Consider the following 16056-nt stretch of genomic DNA (forward strand, 5'->3'; position numbering starts at 1 on the left):
CCGGGGCGGGCGGGCGCGGGCTCCGGCGCCGAGTGGCCGGTGCCGGGGCCCGGGCCGACGATGGGAGGACATGCGGTCGGGGACTGCCCCGGGAGGGCCAGTGACGGACACCGATGTGCTGATCGTGGGCGCCGGACCGGTCGGACTGACCGCGGCGGCGGAACTGCGCAGGCAGCGCGTGGACTGCCGCATCATCGACCGGCTGCCGGGCCGGCTGCCGTACGCGAAGGCGGTCGGGATCCAGCCCCGCACCCTGGAGGTGTGGGACCGGATGGGCCTGATCCGCGCGGCGTTGGAGGCCGCCGTCCCGATGCGGGGGCAGCTGCTGTACGTGGACGGGGCCGAGCAGGGGCGCATCGACCTGCGGCTGCCGCCGGAGGTGCCGTACGGGTTCGCGGCGCTCCCCCAGTACGAGACGGAGCGGATCCTGGAGGAGCACCTGGCCCGCTTCGGGGCCCGCGTCGAGCGCGGCGCCGAGCTGGTGTCGTTCGTCCAGGACGCGGACGGCGTGCTCAGCCGGATCACCACCGCCGACGGCGGCGACGAGGAGGTCCGCTCGCTGTTCCTGGTGGGCTGCGACGGGGCGCACAGCACGGTCCGCAAGGGGCTCGGCCTCTCCTTCGAGGGCGGCGCGTTCCCCGAGGAGTACATGCTCGGCGACGTGGAGGTGGACTGGAGCCTGCCCGCGGGGTACGGCGTCCGGTCGCTGCACCACGGTGCGGACGGCGCGGTGGACGACGTGCTGGTGTGCATTCCGCTGCCGGGCCGCCACCGGTACCGGATGTCGATGCTCGTACCGCCCGAGCTGTCCGCGGCCGGGCACGGCCGCGGCGGGGCGGACGGGGTCGCGCACGGGCTGGAGACCGACCGGGGGCCGCGGCTGGAGCACATCCAGGCCGTGCTGGACCGGCTGGCGCCCGAGCCGGTCACCGCGTCGGCGCTGCGCTGGTCGTCGGTGTTCCGGATCAGCCACCGCCTGGTGGACCGCTACGGGGACGGCCGGGTGTTCGTCGCGGGCGACGCGGCGCACATCCACCCGCCGACCGGCGCCCAGGGCATGAACACCGGCATCCAGGACGCCCACAACCTGGCCTGGAAGCTGGCGCTCGCCGTGGCGGGCCGGGCGCACCCGCGGCTGCTGGAGAGCTACCACGCCGAGCGGCACCCCGTCGGCGAGGAGGTGGTGGGCCGGACGGTCCGGCACGCCCGGCAGGGCGCCGCCTCGGATGCGGAGGACGCGGACACGGCCCTGCTCCGCGAGGCGCAGCTGCTGGTGGCGTACCCCGGCAGTCCTGTGGTCGGCCCGCGCGCCGGGGACGGCGGGGGGCCGGGGCCCGGGGAGCGCGCCCCGGACTGCGGCGGCCTGACGAGCGGGGTCGCGGCGGTGCCGCTGCGGCTGTTCGACCTGCTGCGGGACCGCGGGCACGTGCTGGTGCTGTACGCGGAATCGGCGGCGGACCTGGCCGCGTGCGGCGAACTCGCCGCGCTGGCCCGCCGGTCGGCCGCGGGCGGCGGCGCGGACGGGTCCGGGCCGCAGGCGTGCGTGGTCCTCGCGCCGCCGGACACGTCCGGGGGCGGCGGGGGGCGGGAGTGGCACGGGGCGGCGGTGGACGCCACGTACGAGGGGTCGGCCTCGGACGCCGCGCCGCTGCCGGTGTTCGTGGACGGCCGGGGCGAGTTCGCCCGGGCGTACGGGCCGGGCGGCGCGACGGCGTTCGTGGTGCGACCGGACGGCTACCTGGGGGTGCGGCTGGCGCCGGTCGCGGCGCCGGAGACGGCGGCCGGGCTGACGGCCCACTTCGCGCGCGTCTTCGCCGCCTGACGGCCCGCCCCGCGGGCGGGGGCGGTCAGGGCGCCCCGGTGCCGGTCGGCTCCGGGGTGCCGGCGGTCGCCTCGGCGTCGGCGTCGCGGGCGATGCGGCGGCGCACCAGGTCTTCCTGGGCGAGCCGGCGCAGCAGTTCCAGGACGGGCGCGGAGAGGGCGAAGACGATGACGGCCTGCTCGGCGAGGGCCGCGGGGTCGTCGATGGCGGCGGCGCGCTCCAGGTCGAGGCCGGCGATGGAGCGGGCCAGGCCGGCGTAGGCGACGAGCCGGTCCGGCCGGTAGTGGGGGTCGAGCCGCCGCAGCTCCTTGAGGGCGGTGGCGAGTCCGCGGACGTGCGGGGAGGCGGCGGGGACCTGCCAGTCCATGGCGGCGACGAGTTCCGCGACGTCGGCCTCGGCGGCCGCTGCGGCGCGGGCGTCCTCGTCGGAGTCGGCGGCGGGTGATTCGGCGACGGGGACGGGGAGCGCGTAGCTGATCGCGCCGAGGGTGCCGTCGATGGTGTCGGCCCGGTCGAGGGCGGCGAGGACGTCGCGGGTGGCGGCGATGGAGAGTCCGCCGAGCGCGGTCAGTGCCTTGATCAGCCGCAGCCGCTGGACGTGTTCGTCGCCGTACTCGGCCAGGGTGGCGGCGGTCGCGCGGCCGGCGGGGAGGAGGCCCTCACGGCGGAAGTACTTGATGCTGGCGACCGGCACGCCGGTTCTGCGGCTGAGCTCCGAGATCTTCATGCTTCCTCGCTCTGGTGCGGCCGGACTCCGCCGGGCCGATTGGACACACTCTCAAGATAGTGCAACTATCTAGTGCTGGATACCTCAAGTATCCAGCTTTCTGCCGGCAAGCCCCCGGGAGCCCCCATGACCTCCTCTCCGCCCTCCGTGCTCCGCAGCCCGCGGCTGTGGATCGGCTCGGGACTCATCCTCGCCGTCGTCTCCACCCTGTTCGCCCTGCTGTACGTCGGCGGCAACGTCGACCCCAAGGGCAACCTCCGCGACCTGCCGGTCGCCCTGGTCAACGAAGACCGCGGCGCGGACGCGGGCGACGGCAGGCGTACCAACCTCGGCGAGCAGGTCGTCTCCGGGATCCGCACGTCGGCGGCGGACGACCGCAGCATCGACTGGCAGGTCCTGACCCGGCAGGAGGCCGACAAGCGGCTCGGCCAGGGCAAGGTGTACGGCGCGCTCGTCGTGCCGCCGGACTTCACCGCGGCCGTGTCCGGCCTGGCCGCCCCGGGGCAGCCGGCGCCCGCGCAGACCGGGCAGGGCCAGGCCGCCGCCCAGGGCAAGGGGCCGGCGCAGGCCCAGGGCCAGGCGCAGTCCCCGACGCAGGGGCACGGCCAGGCGGAGCCGCAGCCGGCCCGCCCGAAGCTGACGGTGCTGACGAACCAGGCGGCCGGCAGCTTCGGCTCCTCCATGGCCACGCAGGCCACCCAGAAGGCCGCCCATGCGGCCTCCGCCCAGCTCGGCAAGGACCTCCTCGCGAAGGCGGGCGGCGGGCGGCCCGCCTCCCAGACCCCGCTGCCGCCGGCCGCCAAGCTGATGCTGGCCGACCCGGTGGCCGTGGAGGTCGCCGACGGGCACCCGCTCGGCGCGCGCAGCGCGATGGGCCTGAGCGCCTTCTACTACGCGCTCGTCCTGCTCGTGTGCGGCATGCTCGGGGCCAACGTCATCCACTCCCAGGTCGACAACGCCCTCGGCTACCTCCACACCGACTTCGGCCCCTTCCGCCGCCGGACCCCCGTCCGCCACACCAGCCGCGTCCGCACCCTCGGCATCTCCATCACCCTCATGCTCGGCCTTTCCGTGATCATGGGCTCGCTCGTCGAGGCGACGACGGTCGGCCTGCTCGACATGGACGCCTCCCACCTCGGCCTGCTGTGGCTGTACTCCGTGGGCACCATCGCCGTGGTCGGCGTCAGCGGACTGGCCCTCCTCGCCGCGTTCGGCACGCCCGGCATGCTGGTCTCGACGATCGTCTTCATCGCGATGGCCGTCCCCTCCTCCGGCGCCACCGTGCCCCTGGAGGCGCTGCCCGGGTTCTTCCGCACGCTCTCCGAGTTCGAGCCGCTGCGGCAGCTGACCGGCGGCCTGCGCTCCCTGCTGTACTTCGACGCTCAGGCCGGCGCCGGCCTGGCCCGCGCCTGGACCTCCATGGGCCTCGCCCTGGCCGGAGCCCTCCTCTTCGGCTTCGGCGCCACCCGCCTGTACGACCGCCGCGGCCTGCACCGCATCCCGCAGCCCGCGGAGGACAGCCCCCGGGCCGCCGCCCCCGCCGACCGGGACACGGCCGCCCCGGCGACCGCCGGAGCCTGACCGGCCTCCGCCACCGCCATCGCCACCGCCGAACGGGGTCCGCCACAAGCCCCGTTCGGCACATCGACCGGTTTCGGCCACCTCAACGGCACGACAAAAGACGGCATTTCACCAGGAACCACCGACGGCCGCCGGAAGTCAGGTGTTTCCGCGCGGCACGGCGCGGCGGCTCCCGGTCCACCTGCCGACACTCGATTGCGTGAGCGTTCCCATCCGTGATCTATTGGTATCGCAGGTCGCAGGAGCGCGCCGGCAGCCCGAACGCCCCCTGCACCCATCGCCTGGAGGGTCGTTGAGAGACGGGTACGGAAGACTCGCCGAGACCGTGGACACCGCCGCAGCCACCTGTCCGGAACCGGACCCCGGCGCCTGCCCCGGCCTCCCCCGGACGCCGTGACGTCCGATGATGCGAGGCAGCGACTACTTCATACCGGCGACCGCCATGGCCCTGGCCCTCGCGGTGAAACTCCCCGCCCTGCTGCGCGGCTGGCGCTCGCCCATGGTGCGCTCCGTCTGCGCACTGATCGCCACGGGCGCCGGCGGCTGGTTCTTCGCCGCACCGCCCGTCGTCGAACGCGTCAACCGCTGGACGGGCGTGCCGAACTTCAGCGCGCCGCTCGTCTACTCCATCGTCGTCTCGTTCTCCTGCGCCTCCCTGGTGCTGATCCTCCACTGGCGCGGCGGCCCGCCGCGGACGCAGCGCAGGCAGGCGCTCGGCTGGATCGGCGGCACCGCCGCCGTCATCACCGCCCTCGCCGTCCTGTTCGCCCTCGGTGACGCGCCGGTGGAACGCCGGCAGGACTTCGACACCCACTACGCGCGCACGCCGTTCATCCGCGAGCTGATCGTCGTGTACCTGGCGGCCCACACCGGGGCCGCGCTGGTCGTCACCCGCACCTGCCTGCGCTGGGCGCGCGAACTCGACCGCGGCTGGGTCAGGACCGGACTGCTGACCCTCGTCACCGCGTTCAGCTTCAACCTCGCCTTCGGCCTCCTCAAAGGGACCGCGCTCGCCGCCCGCTGGCTCGGCGCGGACCTGGACGCCCTGAGCACCACGGCCGCCCCGCCCGTCGCCGGCGTCGGCGCCGGCCTGGGCGCCTGCGGGTTCCTCATGCCGCTCGCCGGGCCCCGCCTGGAGGAGTCCTGGCGCGCCTGGCGCGCCCACCGCCGCATGTACCCGGTGTGGCGGGCCCTGCAGGACCATCCGGACGCCCGGTTCACCACGATGCGGCTGCCCGTGTGGTCACCGGTCACGATGCGGGCGACGCAGCGGGCCACCCAGGTCGCGGACGCAATCCACGACCTCGCCCCGTACATGGACGAGGCGAGCCGCCCCCTGCTGGAGCGGCAGGCCGAGGCGGCCGGGCACTCGCCGGCGCGGGCACGCACCGCCGCCGAGGCCGCCCTGGTCCGCGCCGCGCTCCGGGCCCGCGCCGCCGGCCGCCCGGAGGACGGCGCCCCCGCCCCGGCCGGCCCGGCCCGCCCGTATCCCGTCGCGGCCGGGTACGAGGAGCTGGGCCTGCTCGGCGTGGAATTCGCCCGGCTCGGTTCCGCGGCGCGCCTGCGGCGGCCGCTGCGGGCCCGCATCCCGGAGAGCGGCTGACCAGGATGCCCGCCTCCCCCGCCCCCGGCCGCCCGCGCCGCCCGGGCGCCCCCGGACCGCAGACCGCACTCGTCCTCGGCGGCGGGCTCGCCGGCCTGCTCGCCGCGGCCGCGCTGGCCCCGTACGCGGACGAGGTCGTCGTCGTCGAACGCGACGGCCCGCCCACCGCGGGGCCCGCGGGCGCGCCGCGCCGGGGCCTGCCGCAGGCACGGCACGCCCACATGCTGTGGTCGGGCGGCGCCGAGGCCGTCGAGGCGCTGCTGCCCGGGACCTGCGCGCGGTGGCTGGCGGCCGGCGCGAACCGGGTGCCCGTCCCGGCGGCGATGGTCGCCCTGTCCCCCGCGGGCTGGTACCGGCTCTGGCCCGAGTCCCACTTCCTGATCGCCGCGAGCCGCCCCCTCATCGACGCGGCCGTGCGCTCCCGGCTCCTGGAAATCCCCCGGGTGCGCCTGCTGCACGGGGCGGAAGCGGTGGCGCTGCTCGGCGGCGCCACGCGGGTGCGCGGGGCCCGGGTCCGGCACGCCGACGGGACGCACACCGACATCGCCGCGGCCCTGACGGTCGACGCCACCGGCCGGGGCTCCCGTACGCCGCGCTGGCTGGCCGGGCTGGGCCTGCCGTCCCCCGCGCCCGAGGTCGTCGACCCCGGCGTCGCGTACGCCACCCGCCGGTACCGGGCGCCCCTCCCGACGCGGGGGTGGCCCGTCGTCACCATCCAGCCGGAGTCCGGCGCGGGCGGGCCGGCCCGGTACGCGGCGATCCTGCCCGTCGAGAACGACGAATGGCTCGTCAGCCTCGCCGGCAGCCGCGGCGCCAACCCGACGGGCGCGAACGAGGACTTCGAGCCGTTCGCCCGGCGGCTGCGCAGCCCGCTCGCCGCGGACCTCCTCGCGCGCGCCGAACCGCTCTCCGACGTCATCGTCACCCGGGCCACCGCCAACCGGCGCCACCGCTACGAGAACCGCCCGATGCCCGAGGGGCTCCTGGTGCTGGGCGACGCCGCCTGCGCCCTCAACCCCGTGTACGGGCACGGCATGTCCGTGGCCGCCCTCGGGGCGCTCGCCCTTCGGGAGGCCGCCGCCCGGGCCGGCGCCGTCTGCGGGCCCGGGTTCACCCGGCGGGCACAGCGCGCCCTCGCAGCGCCGGGCACCGCCGCCTGGCTGCTCGCGACAGGCGGGGACGTCGGCCTGCCGGGCTGCCGGGGCCGGGCGCCGGGCGCCGTCGACCGGCTCGCCAACCGCTACGTAGGCCGCCTCGTGCACACCGCGACCGGGGACCACACCGTCACCCGCGCCCTGACGCAGGTGATGACGCTGCGGTCCGGGGTCGGCACCCTGTTCGGGCCGCGCGTCCTGTGGGCGGCCGCACGGGGGCCGGGCCGGCCCGCACTGGACGGCCCGCCGCTGCCCGCCGCCATGGCGGACCTCCTGGACCGCGACCCCCTCCCGGGCTGACCCGGCCCCGCGCCGAGGGGGCCGCGGGGCCGCCGCCCCGCGGTACGTTGGCGCGCGAGACGAGGGGGAACGCCATGGCGCACGACGCGGGTTACGAGGACTTCGCGGTCCGGTACGACCGGGGCAGCGCGGACAACGTCCACAACACGCTGCTGGACCGGCCCGCCGTACAGGCCGCGTGCCCGCCGCTCGCGGGACGCACGGTGTTGGAGGCCGGCTGCGCGGGCGGACGGCTGACCGCCTGGCTCGCCGACCGGGGCGCGGCACGGGTCATCGCCCTGGACGCGAGCCCGACCCTGGCGGGGCTGGCCCGCGCAAGGCTCGGGGACCGGGCGGAGGTCCGCGTCCACGACCTGCGGGAGCCGCTGCACTTCCTTCCGGACGCGTCCGTCGACGTGGTGGTGTCCTCGCTCACCCTGCACTACCTGGAGGACTGGGTGCCGGTCCTGTCCGAGTTCCGTCGGGTCCTCGCCCCGGGCGGCACCGTGGTGGTCTCCACGCACCACCCGTTGAACGACTTCTCCATGTCCCCCAGCGGCGACTACTTCCGCGTGGAGGAACTGGCGGACGAGTGGCAGGGCTTCGGGTCGCCCGCGCCCGTCGTCCGGTTCTTCCGCCGCCCCCTCGGCGCGATGACCGCCGACGTGCACCGCGCCGGACTGGGCCTGCGCGAGCTGTACGAGCCGCGGGCCGACCCGGCCCGGCGGGAGGAGTACGGCGACAGGTACGGCAAGCTGTCGCGGACGCCGTCGTTCCTCGTCCTGGTCCTCGGCCACCCGATCGTGCACAACCCTCCCCCGGCCCCGACCCGCGTGACATCATGAGGAGTTGTGGCTGAGGGGGGAGCTTTGGCGAACAACACCATCCGCGTACGCATGGTCCGGGGCGCGAACGACGCGGACGTCGCCGCCTTGAAGGCGTGGCTGGAGCGGGAGCACCGGCTCGAACTGCTCCGCAACGGCGGCCGGTTGGAGATCCGGGAGCAGCCGTCGGCGCAGGACCCGGACAGCAGCCCCATGGGCGCCGCGATGGACATCCTGCTCGTACTCGTGGGCGCGGCCGCGCCGAAGCTGTTCGAGGAAGTGTACGAGCAGGTGAAGAGCGGGGTCCGCGCATGGCGGGAGAACCGCCGCGCCGTCGAGCGCGGCGAGCCCCCGGAGGTCGAGGTCGCTCCGGAGAATGACGGGAGATAGCCGGGTGGCGCGCTTCGACCCGCGCGGGAAGGTGAACCGGGCGCTGCTCGTCGGCGTGCCCGAGTACGCCTTCAAGCAGCCGAGGCATCCGGCGGGGGTGTCCGGGGACCTCCCTGCGGTCGCGCACAACCTCACCGAACTGGAGCGGGCGCTCCGCGCGGGAGGGGTGTTCGGCCCGGGCAGCGTCGTCGCCTCCCGGCCCCGCAACGTCGACGAGTTCGACCGCGAGCTGTACAAGGCGGCCGCGCAGGCCGAAGGGCTGCTGTTCCTCTACTTCTCGGGGCACGGGGCCGTCCCCAGCACCGGCGACGGGCTGTGGCTCCAGATGCGCCGGGCGACCGTCGTCCCCGGAGCCGAGTCCGTCTTCCTCGGCGCCGCGCCCTGGAAGGGGGTTCTGGCCGTGCTGTCCGGGGCGCGGGCGGAGCAGGTGGTGGTCGTGCTCGACTGCTGCTACGCGGGCAACGCGGCGGCGGCGTGGGACGCGCTCGGCACGACGCAGCGCCGGCGGACCTCGCTGCTGATGAGCGTCCAGGCCAACAACCGCATCGACGCCGGAGACGACGACACGCCCACGCCGTTCACCGCCCGGCTGGTGGAGCTGCTGGAGGGCGGGCTGGGGGGCGGCGGCGGAGAGGTCACCTTCACCGGGCTCGCCGACCGGATCCGGGCCTGCATGTCGGCCCACCACACCACCCTCCGGGAACCGCCCGAGCCGTGGGAGCCGCAGAGCCGCCCGGCGACATCGGGCGCCGACGTCCTGCTCGCGGTCGCCGCCCGTCCGCCGCGCTTACCGGTGACCACGCCCACGGGCACGGAGCCGCACGAGGACGGCAAGCCGACGCACCCCGGAACCGGCCCGAACGCCGACACCGCACACCCTGGGCCGGGTCCGCGCGACGACTCCACCGCTGACGGCGACACGGGCAAGCCCGAGGGCACGGCCGGTCGCGGTGGAACAGCCGACGCGGGCAGCCCGGGCAGCCCGAACGGCTCAGATGATCCCGAGGTGGCGGCCGGTCGCAACGGCGCGGGCGGCGCCCGCGGTTCGGGCGGCGCCGGAGGCTCGGGCGGTGCCGGAGGCTCGGGCGGTACCGGAGGCTCGGGCGGTACCGGAGGCTCGGGCGGTACCGGAGGCTCGGGCGGTACCGGAGGCTCGGGCGGTACCGGAGGCTCGGGCGGTACCGGCGACGCCGGCACCTCTCACGGCCGCACAGCCGGCCTCGGCGGCAGTGGGACGAACGGCGCCGGAGGCCGCGCCGGGTCCGACGACCAGAAGACCTCCGGTGCAGCCGACGGAGGGAGCAACTCCGGCGCACAGGGTGGAGGCAGCGGCCCAGGCACCCCTGGCGGTGGACGCGACAACGGCGCGGTCGGCGAAGGGGTCGGCTCCGGCCTGCCCGGCGGAACCAGCGTCTCGGGCGCAGGGAGCGGTGGAAGCGGCTCCGGCACAGCCGGCGGAGGAGTCGGCTCCGGCACAGGCGGCGGGGGCAGCTCGGGCTCGGCGAACGGCGGAACCCGCGAGGGCGCCGCCGGTGACGGGAACGGCTCCGGCACAAACGGCGGAGGCGGCTCCGGGGGGAGCGGGGGCGGGAAGGGCTCCGGCGGGCGGGCGGCGGGGCGGGCGCTCGATCCGCGGCGGCTCGCGAAGCTCGTCGGCGTGCCCGCGGCCGCGGTCTCCCTCGTCCTCGCCGGCCTCGCCTGGTTCGGCGGCGCCGACCGGCCGCCGTGCCGGCCCCCGCTGGAACTGCGGCTGCTCACCGACCCCGACCTGGAGCCGACCGTCCGCAAGGCCGCCGAGGCCTACCTCTCCTCCGCCGGGAACCGGACCGCCGACGGCTGCCGCCGCTCCGGCATCACCGTCTACAGCGCCGGATCCGCCGCCGTGGTCACCGCGTTCGGCCGCCAGTCCGGCCACTGGCTGCGGCCCGCCGGCGAGGAGAACAACCCGCAGCGCGACATCGGCCCGCAGCCCGACATCTGGATCCCCGCCTCGCCCGCGAGCGTCGAGCGGGCCCGTCCCCCGGCGGACGAGTCCGCGTACGCCGAGCTGACGGCCGACCCGGCACCGTTCGCGTACTCGCCCGTCGTCCTCGCCGTCCCGCAGAACCTCTCCGGCGAGGCGCTGCGCGACCGTACGGGGCCCCTCGCCGCCCTGACGGCGGCCCTGCGGCAGCGGGACCCCGGGGCCGAGGTGCGCCGCACGGACCCCGAGCACACCGACGCGGGCCTCTTCGCCACGGTCGCCCTCCACGGCCCCGGGCAGGACGACCCGGCCAGGGCCGAGCGGGCGGTGTCGCAGGCCGGGCTGCCCGCACGGACCGGCGTGGACCTGCTGTGCACGCTGCCCGACGACGACGCGGTGGACGAGCGGACCGCCGCCCTCGTCCCGGAGTTCCTGCTCAGGACCGGCGTGGGCTGCGACAGCACGACGCGGACCCGGCGGATGGCCGCCTACCCGGCGGACGTGCCGGGGCTCGCCCCGACGTTCGTCCGGGTCCGCTGGGTGGGCGCAGTCCGGAAAACCGACCAGCGCGACGACGCGGTGCGGCGGTTCCACGACTGGCTCACCGGCAACGCGCCGGGCACAGGGAAGGGCGGGCTCGCCGTGTTCGGGGAGGACGGGTTCCGCAGCGCCTCAGCCGGCCACCTCCCGCTCGGCGCGGACGGCGCCGGGAAGGGCGGGGACACGGACGGCAAGGCCGCGTTCAGCACGTTCGGGGCCCTGGAGGATCCGGGCACACTCGCCGGCCCCGCGTCCGCGGCGGCCATGGCCGCCGCGCTCAAGGGCTACCGGGAGGCCAACGGGCCCGGCCGGGTGCTGTTCCTGCTGGACTCCTCCGGTTCCATGGGCGACCTGTGGACCGGGGCGGGCGGCGCGCCCGGCATCATCTCCCAGTCCCTGGCAGGGCTCGGCGGACATGACGACTACGGCGTGTGGGGAGTCGCCAGCGACCCCCGCACCGGCCGCCACCACACCGAGGTGCTCCCGTTCGGCAGGCACCCGCAGCGCGCGGACGCCCAGCGCGCCGTGGCCGCCGCGCCCGTCATGGACCTGGAGGCGGACCCGTACCGGGCGCTGACGGCCGCCCTGGACGAGATGGCCCGGCGCGGCACCGACGACCACCGCCCGCAGCTGGTGGTGTTCCTCACCGACGGCGAGGACAACGGCCGGCTCGCCGAGCCCGGGCGCCTGGACACCCTGCTCCAGTCTGCCCGGACGAAGGGGGTCCCCGTGGTCATGGCCCTCCTGGACGGCGCCTGCGACCCGGAGAAGCCGGCCGCGGCCGTCGCCGAGGGGAGCGGCGGACGCTGCCTGGACACCAGGGGGGACCTCATCACCCGGCTGCGGGAAGAGGTCGCCAGGACCGGAACGGGGGACGAGGCATGAGGCACGACCCGGTGACGGCCGCCCGCCCGGCGGCCGCACGCCGCACGCTCCGCGGCGGGCGGCGCCGGCCCGGCGGCGTGCTCGCCGCGCTGCTCGCACTGCTCCTGGCCCCCGCGTGCGACGCCGCCCCGGACAGCGGGTCCGGCGGCGCGACTGCGGGCGGCGGGTCCGGGGCGTCCCACGCCGTGGACCCGCCGGGGGACATCGTCCTCGCCAGCGGGGTCGACGTCACCGGCAGGGGCGGCATCCGCCGGCAGCTCGTGGAGGAGTGGAACAAGACGCAGGCGGCCGCCGGCACCCGCTGGCGGGCCCGCCTCGTCGATCTGCCCGGCTCCGCCGACCAGCAGCGCAGCCAGCTCCTCGGCGCGCTCCAGTCCGGCAGCGCCGAGTACGACGTCGTCAACCTGGACGTGACGTGGGTGCCGGAGTTCGCGGCCGCCGGCCTCGTCCGGGAGCTGCCCGGCACATTGGTCGACGACCAGGACGTCATCCCGTCCGTGGCCTCGACCGCCAAATGGGGCGGCAAGGTGTACGCCGTCCCCTTCAACAGCGACGTCGGGCTGCTGTACTACCGCCGCGACTACCTCAAGAGCGCCGGCGTGACGGACCCCGAACTCGGCAAGGACACCCGCTGGTCCGTGGTGCAGCAGCTGACCGAGGCCCTCGGCGCGGCGGGGCGCAAGCCCGCGGAGGCGTACGAGAAGGGGTGGACGGCGCAGCTCGACGCCTCGTACGAGGGCCTCACCGTCAACGGCATCGAGGCGTTCGCCTCGGCGGTGGACGGCCTGCGCCTCACCGACGGCGCCGGCCGCTACACCGGCACGCCCGAGGTGCTGGAGGCCGGGCTGGACGAGCTGCGCAGCCGCACCCAGGCCGCCTACACGCTCCCGGACGCCGCCCGGTCCGACGAGGCGGACTCCCTCGCCGACTTCGCGCGCGGCCGCACCGCGTTCCTGCGCCACTGGCCGTACGCCTACGGTGCGCTCCACCAGTCGCTGACGCCGGATCAGCTCGGTGTCGCCCCCCTGCCCGGGCGGGCCGTGCTCGGCGGGCAGAACCTGGCGGTGACGACCAGCTCCGCGCGGGCCCGCGCCGCGGAGGACCTCGTCCGGTATCTCACCGACGCGAGGAGCGAACGCTGCCTGCTGAACGCCGGCTTCGCCGCGACCCGTCGCTCCGCGTACGACGACAACGGGGTCCGCTGCAAGCTCTCCGAGGACGCCAGGACGCCGTCCGCGTCCCCTTCGGGGGAGCGCACCGACCGGATGCCGCGGGACGCGCAGGGCCGGCCCGAGTACGCGCAGGGCACGCTGCTGCCTGCGCTCCAGAAGGCCGTGCAGCGGCCCCGCACCCCTCTCTACGGCGCGTTCACTCAGACGTTCGCGGCGGAACTGGGCCGCCTGCAGTCCGCGAAGCCGCCGTCGAAGTCCGACCTGGCCGCCGACCTCCATGCGAAACTCCGCAAGGCCCTGCCCTAGGTGTTCTGTCCCGGGGGCCCGGTGCACGCCCGGCGAGCGGGGGCGGGCACGCGGGGCCGGTAGGCGCGCTCCCCTGCGCCGCGCCGCCGGCCTGCACGCGGGTGCCCGGGCCCGGTCAGGCGGCGGGGGCGAAGCCGAACGCGCCGCCCCGGCGGCGCACCCGTACCGCTCCGGGGCCGGCGAAGTGGGCCGGGATGAGCAGCTCCCGTTCGTCCGCGGCGCGTTCGAGGATCCTGCGGCGGCTGGCCGCGGCCTGCACCGGGTGCATGCAGAAGCAGCTGTTGCAGGACGGGTGGAGGATCTGCACCGGGTTGTGCAGGAGGTCGCCGGTGAAGACGGCGCGCTCGCCGCGGGAGGCGAGCCGCAGCACGCCGGAGCCGGGGGTGTGCCCGGGGGCCGACTCGAGGGTGAGGTGGGCGTCGATGCGGAGCGCGCCGTCCCACAGCCGGGCCTGCCCGGAGCGGTGGACGGGCGCGATGCTGTCCTCGTACATCAGCCGGTCGTCGGCACTGCGGCCGCCGCCGTAGGCGCCGCCGGGGCCGAAGTGGTGGTCGTCGGCGGCGGGGAGGAGGTAGCGGGCGTTCGGGAAGGCGGGGACCCACTCCCCGGCGGGGCCGGTGGTGTTCCCGCCGACGTGGTCGGCGTGGAAGTGGGTGTTGACGACGACGTCGACGTCCTGCGGGCGGACCCCGGCGCGGGCGAGGTCCCCGAGGAGGTCGCTCTGCCGCTGGTGGTAGTCCGGGGACTCGGGCCGGTCGCGGCCGCTGCCGATGCCCGTGTCGACGAGGACGGTCAGGCCCGCGCTGCGCACGACCCAGGTCTGGAGGGCCATGACGGCCAGTTTGCGGGCGGGTTCGTAGTGATCGGGGGCCAGGAGGGCGCCGCCGTCCTCCCACATCTGCGGTGCGGACTCGGGAACGAGGTCGGCGACGGGGGCGAACGGGCCCTGCCACTCGACGACGCGGATGATCTCGACGTCGCCGACGGTGATGCGCTGCGGGATGCTGGTTTCGGTGCTCATGACGCCACCGTAGGAGGCCTGTTCGAGCCCCTCAATGCGCTGGTGGCTCGGCCGGATGCGCGAGCGTCTCACGGGTGAGGCCGCGGTTAGGGTGGTGCGGTGGATGTGGTGAGTGACGCAATCGCGGCCGTCCGGGTGGGTCGGGCCGAGTCGCAGCGGATGCGGGTGCACGGGAGGTGGTGCACGCGCTTCGCGCCGTACGGCGGGGCCGGCTTCCACGTGGTGCTGGAGGGGAGTTGCTGGCTGCTGCCGGACGGGGGCCCTGCGGTGTCGCTGGCCGCGGGCGACGCGGTGCTGCTGCCGCACGGCACGGGGCACGTGATGGCGGACTCCCCCGCCGATGCCGCCGCGGTGGCGCGCGCGGTGCCGTTCGAGACGCTGCCCGCCGGGGCGCCGGCCGGGTGGGACGCGGGCGGGCCGGGCGGGGTGGAGATGCTGTGCGGCAAGTACCGGCTGGACCGCAGCCGCCTGCACCCGCTGCTGCGGGAGCTGCCGCCGGTCGTCCACCTGCCGAACCGGGTGGGCCGCCATCCGGAACTGCGTTCGGCGATCGACCTGTTGGGCGGTGAGCTGGGGGCGCCGCGGCCCGGTTCGGCGATGGCCGTGCCGCACCTGCTCGACCTTCTGCTGGTGTACATGGTCCGGTCGTGGACGGCCGAGGGGGCGGGGGGCGCCTGGCCGGCGGTGCTGGGGGATCCGGTGGCGGCCGCGGCGCTGCGGGCGGTGCACGCGGATCCGGCGGCGCCGTGGTCGGTGGAGCGGCTGGCGGCGGAGGCGGGGGTGTCTCGGGCGACGCTGGCGCGCCGCTTCACGGCGCTCGTCGGCCGGCCGCCGATGGCGTACCTGGCCTGGTGGCGGCTCACGCGGGCGGCGGCGCTGCTGCGGGAGGGCTCCGAGCCGCTGTCCGCGGTGGCGCGCCGGGTCGGGTACGGGAGCGCGTACGCGTTCTCGCACGCGTTCAGCAGGGAGTTCGGGACGACGCCGGGCCGCTGGCGGGCCGCGGGGCCTGCCGCTCAGTGAACCGGCCGCGGCGGGTGGGGGAAGGGCGGCGGGCCGGGCGGCCCGCCGCCCCGGGGCGGGCGGTGGCCCGGCTCAGCGGGCCGGGCACTCCTTCCAGGAGAAGTGGTAGACGGTGTTGAGGCTGCCGTCGGTGGAGTCCACGGTCATGTAGCTGACGCGGGTCCTGTCCGAGGTGCCGACTTCGGCGCGCAGCTCGGTGTTGATGTTGAAGTTGCGCTTCTCGCCGCAGGGGGCGAAGACGAGCGCCTCGATACCGGTGGTGTCGGTGACCTGCCAGTTGTCGTCGAGGGCGCCGTGGAACTGGTGGCTGCGGGACATGGTCTGGCTCATGCCCTGGAAGTAGTAGCTGGCCTTCTGGGTGCCGATGGCGCCGTCCGCGAGGCTGCCGAAGCCGCGGTAGTCGACCTTCGACACGGCGTAGGTGAAGCCCTGGGGGACGTTGACGACGAGGGAGAGGAGGCAGTTCTTGCGGCCCTCGGTGACGGGGATGTCCGCCCCGGCCTGGGCCAGGTAGTCGCTGTAGGTGACGGTGAACGCGGAGTTGTCGGGGGCGACGGCGACGGTCGCGGTGCCGGGGCGGCAGCCCGAGCCGTTGACGGTGGCGACGTCGACGGTCACCTTGCCGGAGGGCGGCGCCGTGGCGGTCGCCCCGGCCGAGGGCGAGACGGCGGCCAGGCTTGCGGTCACGGCGGCGATGGTCAGTGCGGTGCGAAGTGGCTTGATCACGTCGCCATGGATAGCCGCCGGGTGCGGGCGGTCACCGCCGGGT

At 76.2% G+C, this 16056-nt stretch carries 12 protein-coding genes; 9 read left to right on the forward strand and 3 right to left on the reverse strand.

Going from position 1 to position 16056, the window contains the following annotated elements; all coding sequences use genetic code 11:
- The first annotated feature begins 70 nt into the window (after positions 1-70).
- Positions 71-1822 carry an FAD-dependent monooxygenase gene (locus tag ACZ462_RS03635; protein WP_467882762.1) on the forward strand — a complete coding sequence of 584 codons (1752 nt, stop codon included), beginning with the start codon at positions 71-73 and terminating at the stop codon, positions 1820-1822.
- Positions 1823-1847: 25 nt separating this feature from the next.
- Here ACZ462_RS03635 and ACZ462_RS03640 read toward each other — a convergent pair whose 3' ends face one another.
- Positions 1848-2549 (reverse strand): MerR family transcriptional regulator, encoded by a 702-nt coding sequence (locus tag ACZ462_RS03640; protein WP_467805127.1) that lies wholly within the window; start codon positions 2547-2549, stop codon positions 1848-1850.
- 126 nt (positions 2550-2675) lie between these two features.
- On the opposite strand from ACZ462_RS03640, the gene ACZ462_RS03645 reads away from it, so the two are divergent.
- The 7 genes from ACZ462_RS03645 (at position 2676) to ACZ462_RS03675 (ending at position 13246) form a co-directional block, all read left to right on the forward strand.
- On the forward strand, positions 2676-4130 hold the full coding sequence (locus ACZ462_RS03645; protein WP_467805126.1) for a DUF3533 domain-containing protein: 1455 nt from the start codon (positions 2676-2678) through the stop codon (positions 4128-4130).
- 403 nt (positions 4131-4533) lie between these two features.
- Positions 4534-5733, forward strand: coding sequence for an MAB_1171c family putative transporter (locus ACZ462_RS03650; RefSeq protein WP_467805125.1), 1200 nt, complete (start codon positions 4534-4536; stop codon positions 5731-5733).
- A gap of 5 nt (positions 5734-5738) precedes the next feature.
- Entirely contained in the window at positions 5739-7187 is a 1449-nt protein-coding gene (locus ACZ462_RS03655) for a pyridine nucleotide-disulfide oxidoreductase (protein ID WP_467805124.1), read from the forward strand.
- Positions 7188-7261: 74 nt separating this feature from the next.
- On the forward strand, positions 7262-8011 hold the full coding sequence (locus tag ACZ462_RS03660) for a class I SAM-dependent methyltransferase (protein WP_467805122.1): 750 nt from the start codon (positions 7262-7264) through the stop codon (positions 8009-8011).
- Between the two features lie 24 nt (positions 8012-8035).
- Positions 8036-8380, forward strand: a complete 345-nt coding sequence (locus ACZ462_RS03665) for a hypothetical protein (RefSeq protein WP_467805121.1) — start codon at positions 8036-8038, stop codon at positions 8378-8380.
- The gene (locus ACZ462_RS03670) at positions 8367-11768 is read left to right on the forward strand and encodes a VWA domain-containing protein (RefSeq protein WP_467882687.1); all 3402 of its coding nucleotides are present in this window, start codon (positions 8367-8369) and stop codon (positions 11766-11768) included. Before ACZ462_RS03665 ends, ACZ462_RS03670 begins: the two co-directional genes overlap by 14 nt.
- Positions 11765-13246, forward strand: a complete 1482-nt coding sequence (locus ACZ462_RS03675; protein ID WP_467805119.1) for an extracellular solute-binding protein — start codon at positions 11765-11767, stop codon at positions 13244-13246. The genes ACZ462_RS03670 and ACZ462_RS03675 overlap by 4 nt, the downstream gene beginning before the upstream one ends.
- A 115-nt stretch (positions 13247-13361) precedes the next feature.
- Here the strand turns inward: ACZ462_RS03675 and ACZ462_RS03680 are convergent, their stop codons facing one another.
- Entirely contained in the window at positions 13362-14267 is a 906-nt protein-coding gene (locus ACZ462_RS03680) for an MBL fold metallo-hydrolase (protein WP_467805117.1), read from the reverse strand.
- A 99-nt stretch (positions 14268-14366) separates the two neighbouring features.
- On the opposite strand from ACZ462_RS03680, the gene ACZ462_RS03685 reads away from it, so the two are divergent.
- On the forward strand, positions 14367-15287 hold the full coding sequence (locus ACZ462_RS03685) for an AraC family transcriptional regulator (RefSeq protein ID WP_467805116.1): 921 nt from the start codon (positions 14367-14369) through the stop codon (positions 15285-15287).
- A 72-nt stretch (positions 15288-15359) separates the two neighbouring features.
- Here the strand turns inward: ACZ462_RS03685 and ACZ462_RS03690 are convergent, their stop codons facing one another.
- Positions 15360-16013: a DUF4360 domain-containing protein gene (locus tag ACZ462_RS03690; protein WP_467805115.1), complete on the reverse strand. Its 654-nt coding sequence runs from the start codon at positions 16011-16013 to the stop codon at positions 15360-15362.
- Positions 16014-16056 lie beyond the last annotated feature (43 nt).

The organism is Streptomyces sp. NPDC031121 (genome assembly GCF_055570615.1).

What these genes read in the sequence shown, in the direction of transcription:
- ACZ462_RS03675 (WP_467805119.1), top strand. Translation starts at nt 11,765, where the DNA reads ATGAGGCACGACCCGGTGACGGCCGCCCGCCCGGCGGCCGCACGCCGC.
- ACZ462_RS03680 (WP_467805117.1), bottom strand. Translation starts at nt 14,267, where the DNA reads ATGAGCACCGAAACCAGCATCCCGCAGCGCATCACCGTCGGCGACGTC.
- ACZ462_RS03640 (WP_467805127.1), bottom strand. Translation starts at nt 2,549, where the DNA reads ATGAAGATCTCGGAGCTCAGCCGCAGAACCGGCGTGCCGGTCGCCAGC.
- ACZ462_RS03650 (WP_467805125.1), top strand. Translation starts at nt 4,534, where the DNA reads ATGATGCGAGGCAGCGACTACTTCATACCGGCGACCGCCATGGCCCTG.
- ACZ462_RS03660 (WP_467805122.1), top strand. Translation starts at nt 7,262, where the DNA reads ATGGCGCACGACGCGGGTTACGAGGACTTCGCGGTCCGGTACGACCGG.
- ACZ462_RS03655 (WP_467805124.1), top strand. Translation starts at nt 5,739, where the DNA reads ATGCCCGCCTCCCCCGCCCCCGGCCGCCCGCGCCGCCCGGGCGCCCCC.
- ACZ462_RS03635 (WP_467882762.1), top strand. Translation starts at nt 71, where the DNA reads ATGCGGTCGGGGACTGCCCCGGGAGGGCCAGTGACGGACACCGATGTG.
- ACZ462_RS03670 (WP_467882687.1), top strand. Translation starts at nt 8,367, where the DNA reads ATGACGGGAGATAGCCGGGTGGCGCGCTTCGACCCGCGCGGGAAGGTG.
- ACZ462_RS03645 (WP_467805126.1), top strand. Translation starts at nt 2,676, where the DNA reads ATGACCTCCTCTCCGCCCTCCGTGCTCCGCAGCCCGCGGCTGTGGATC.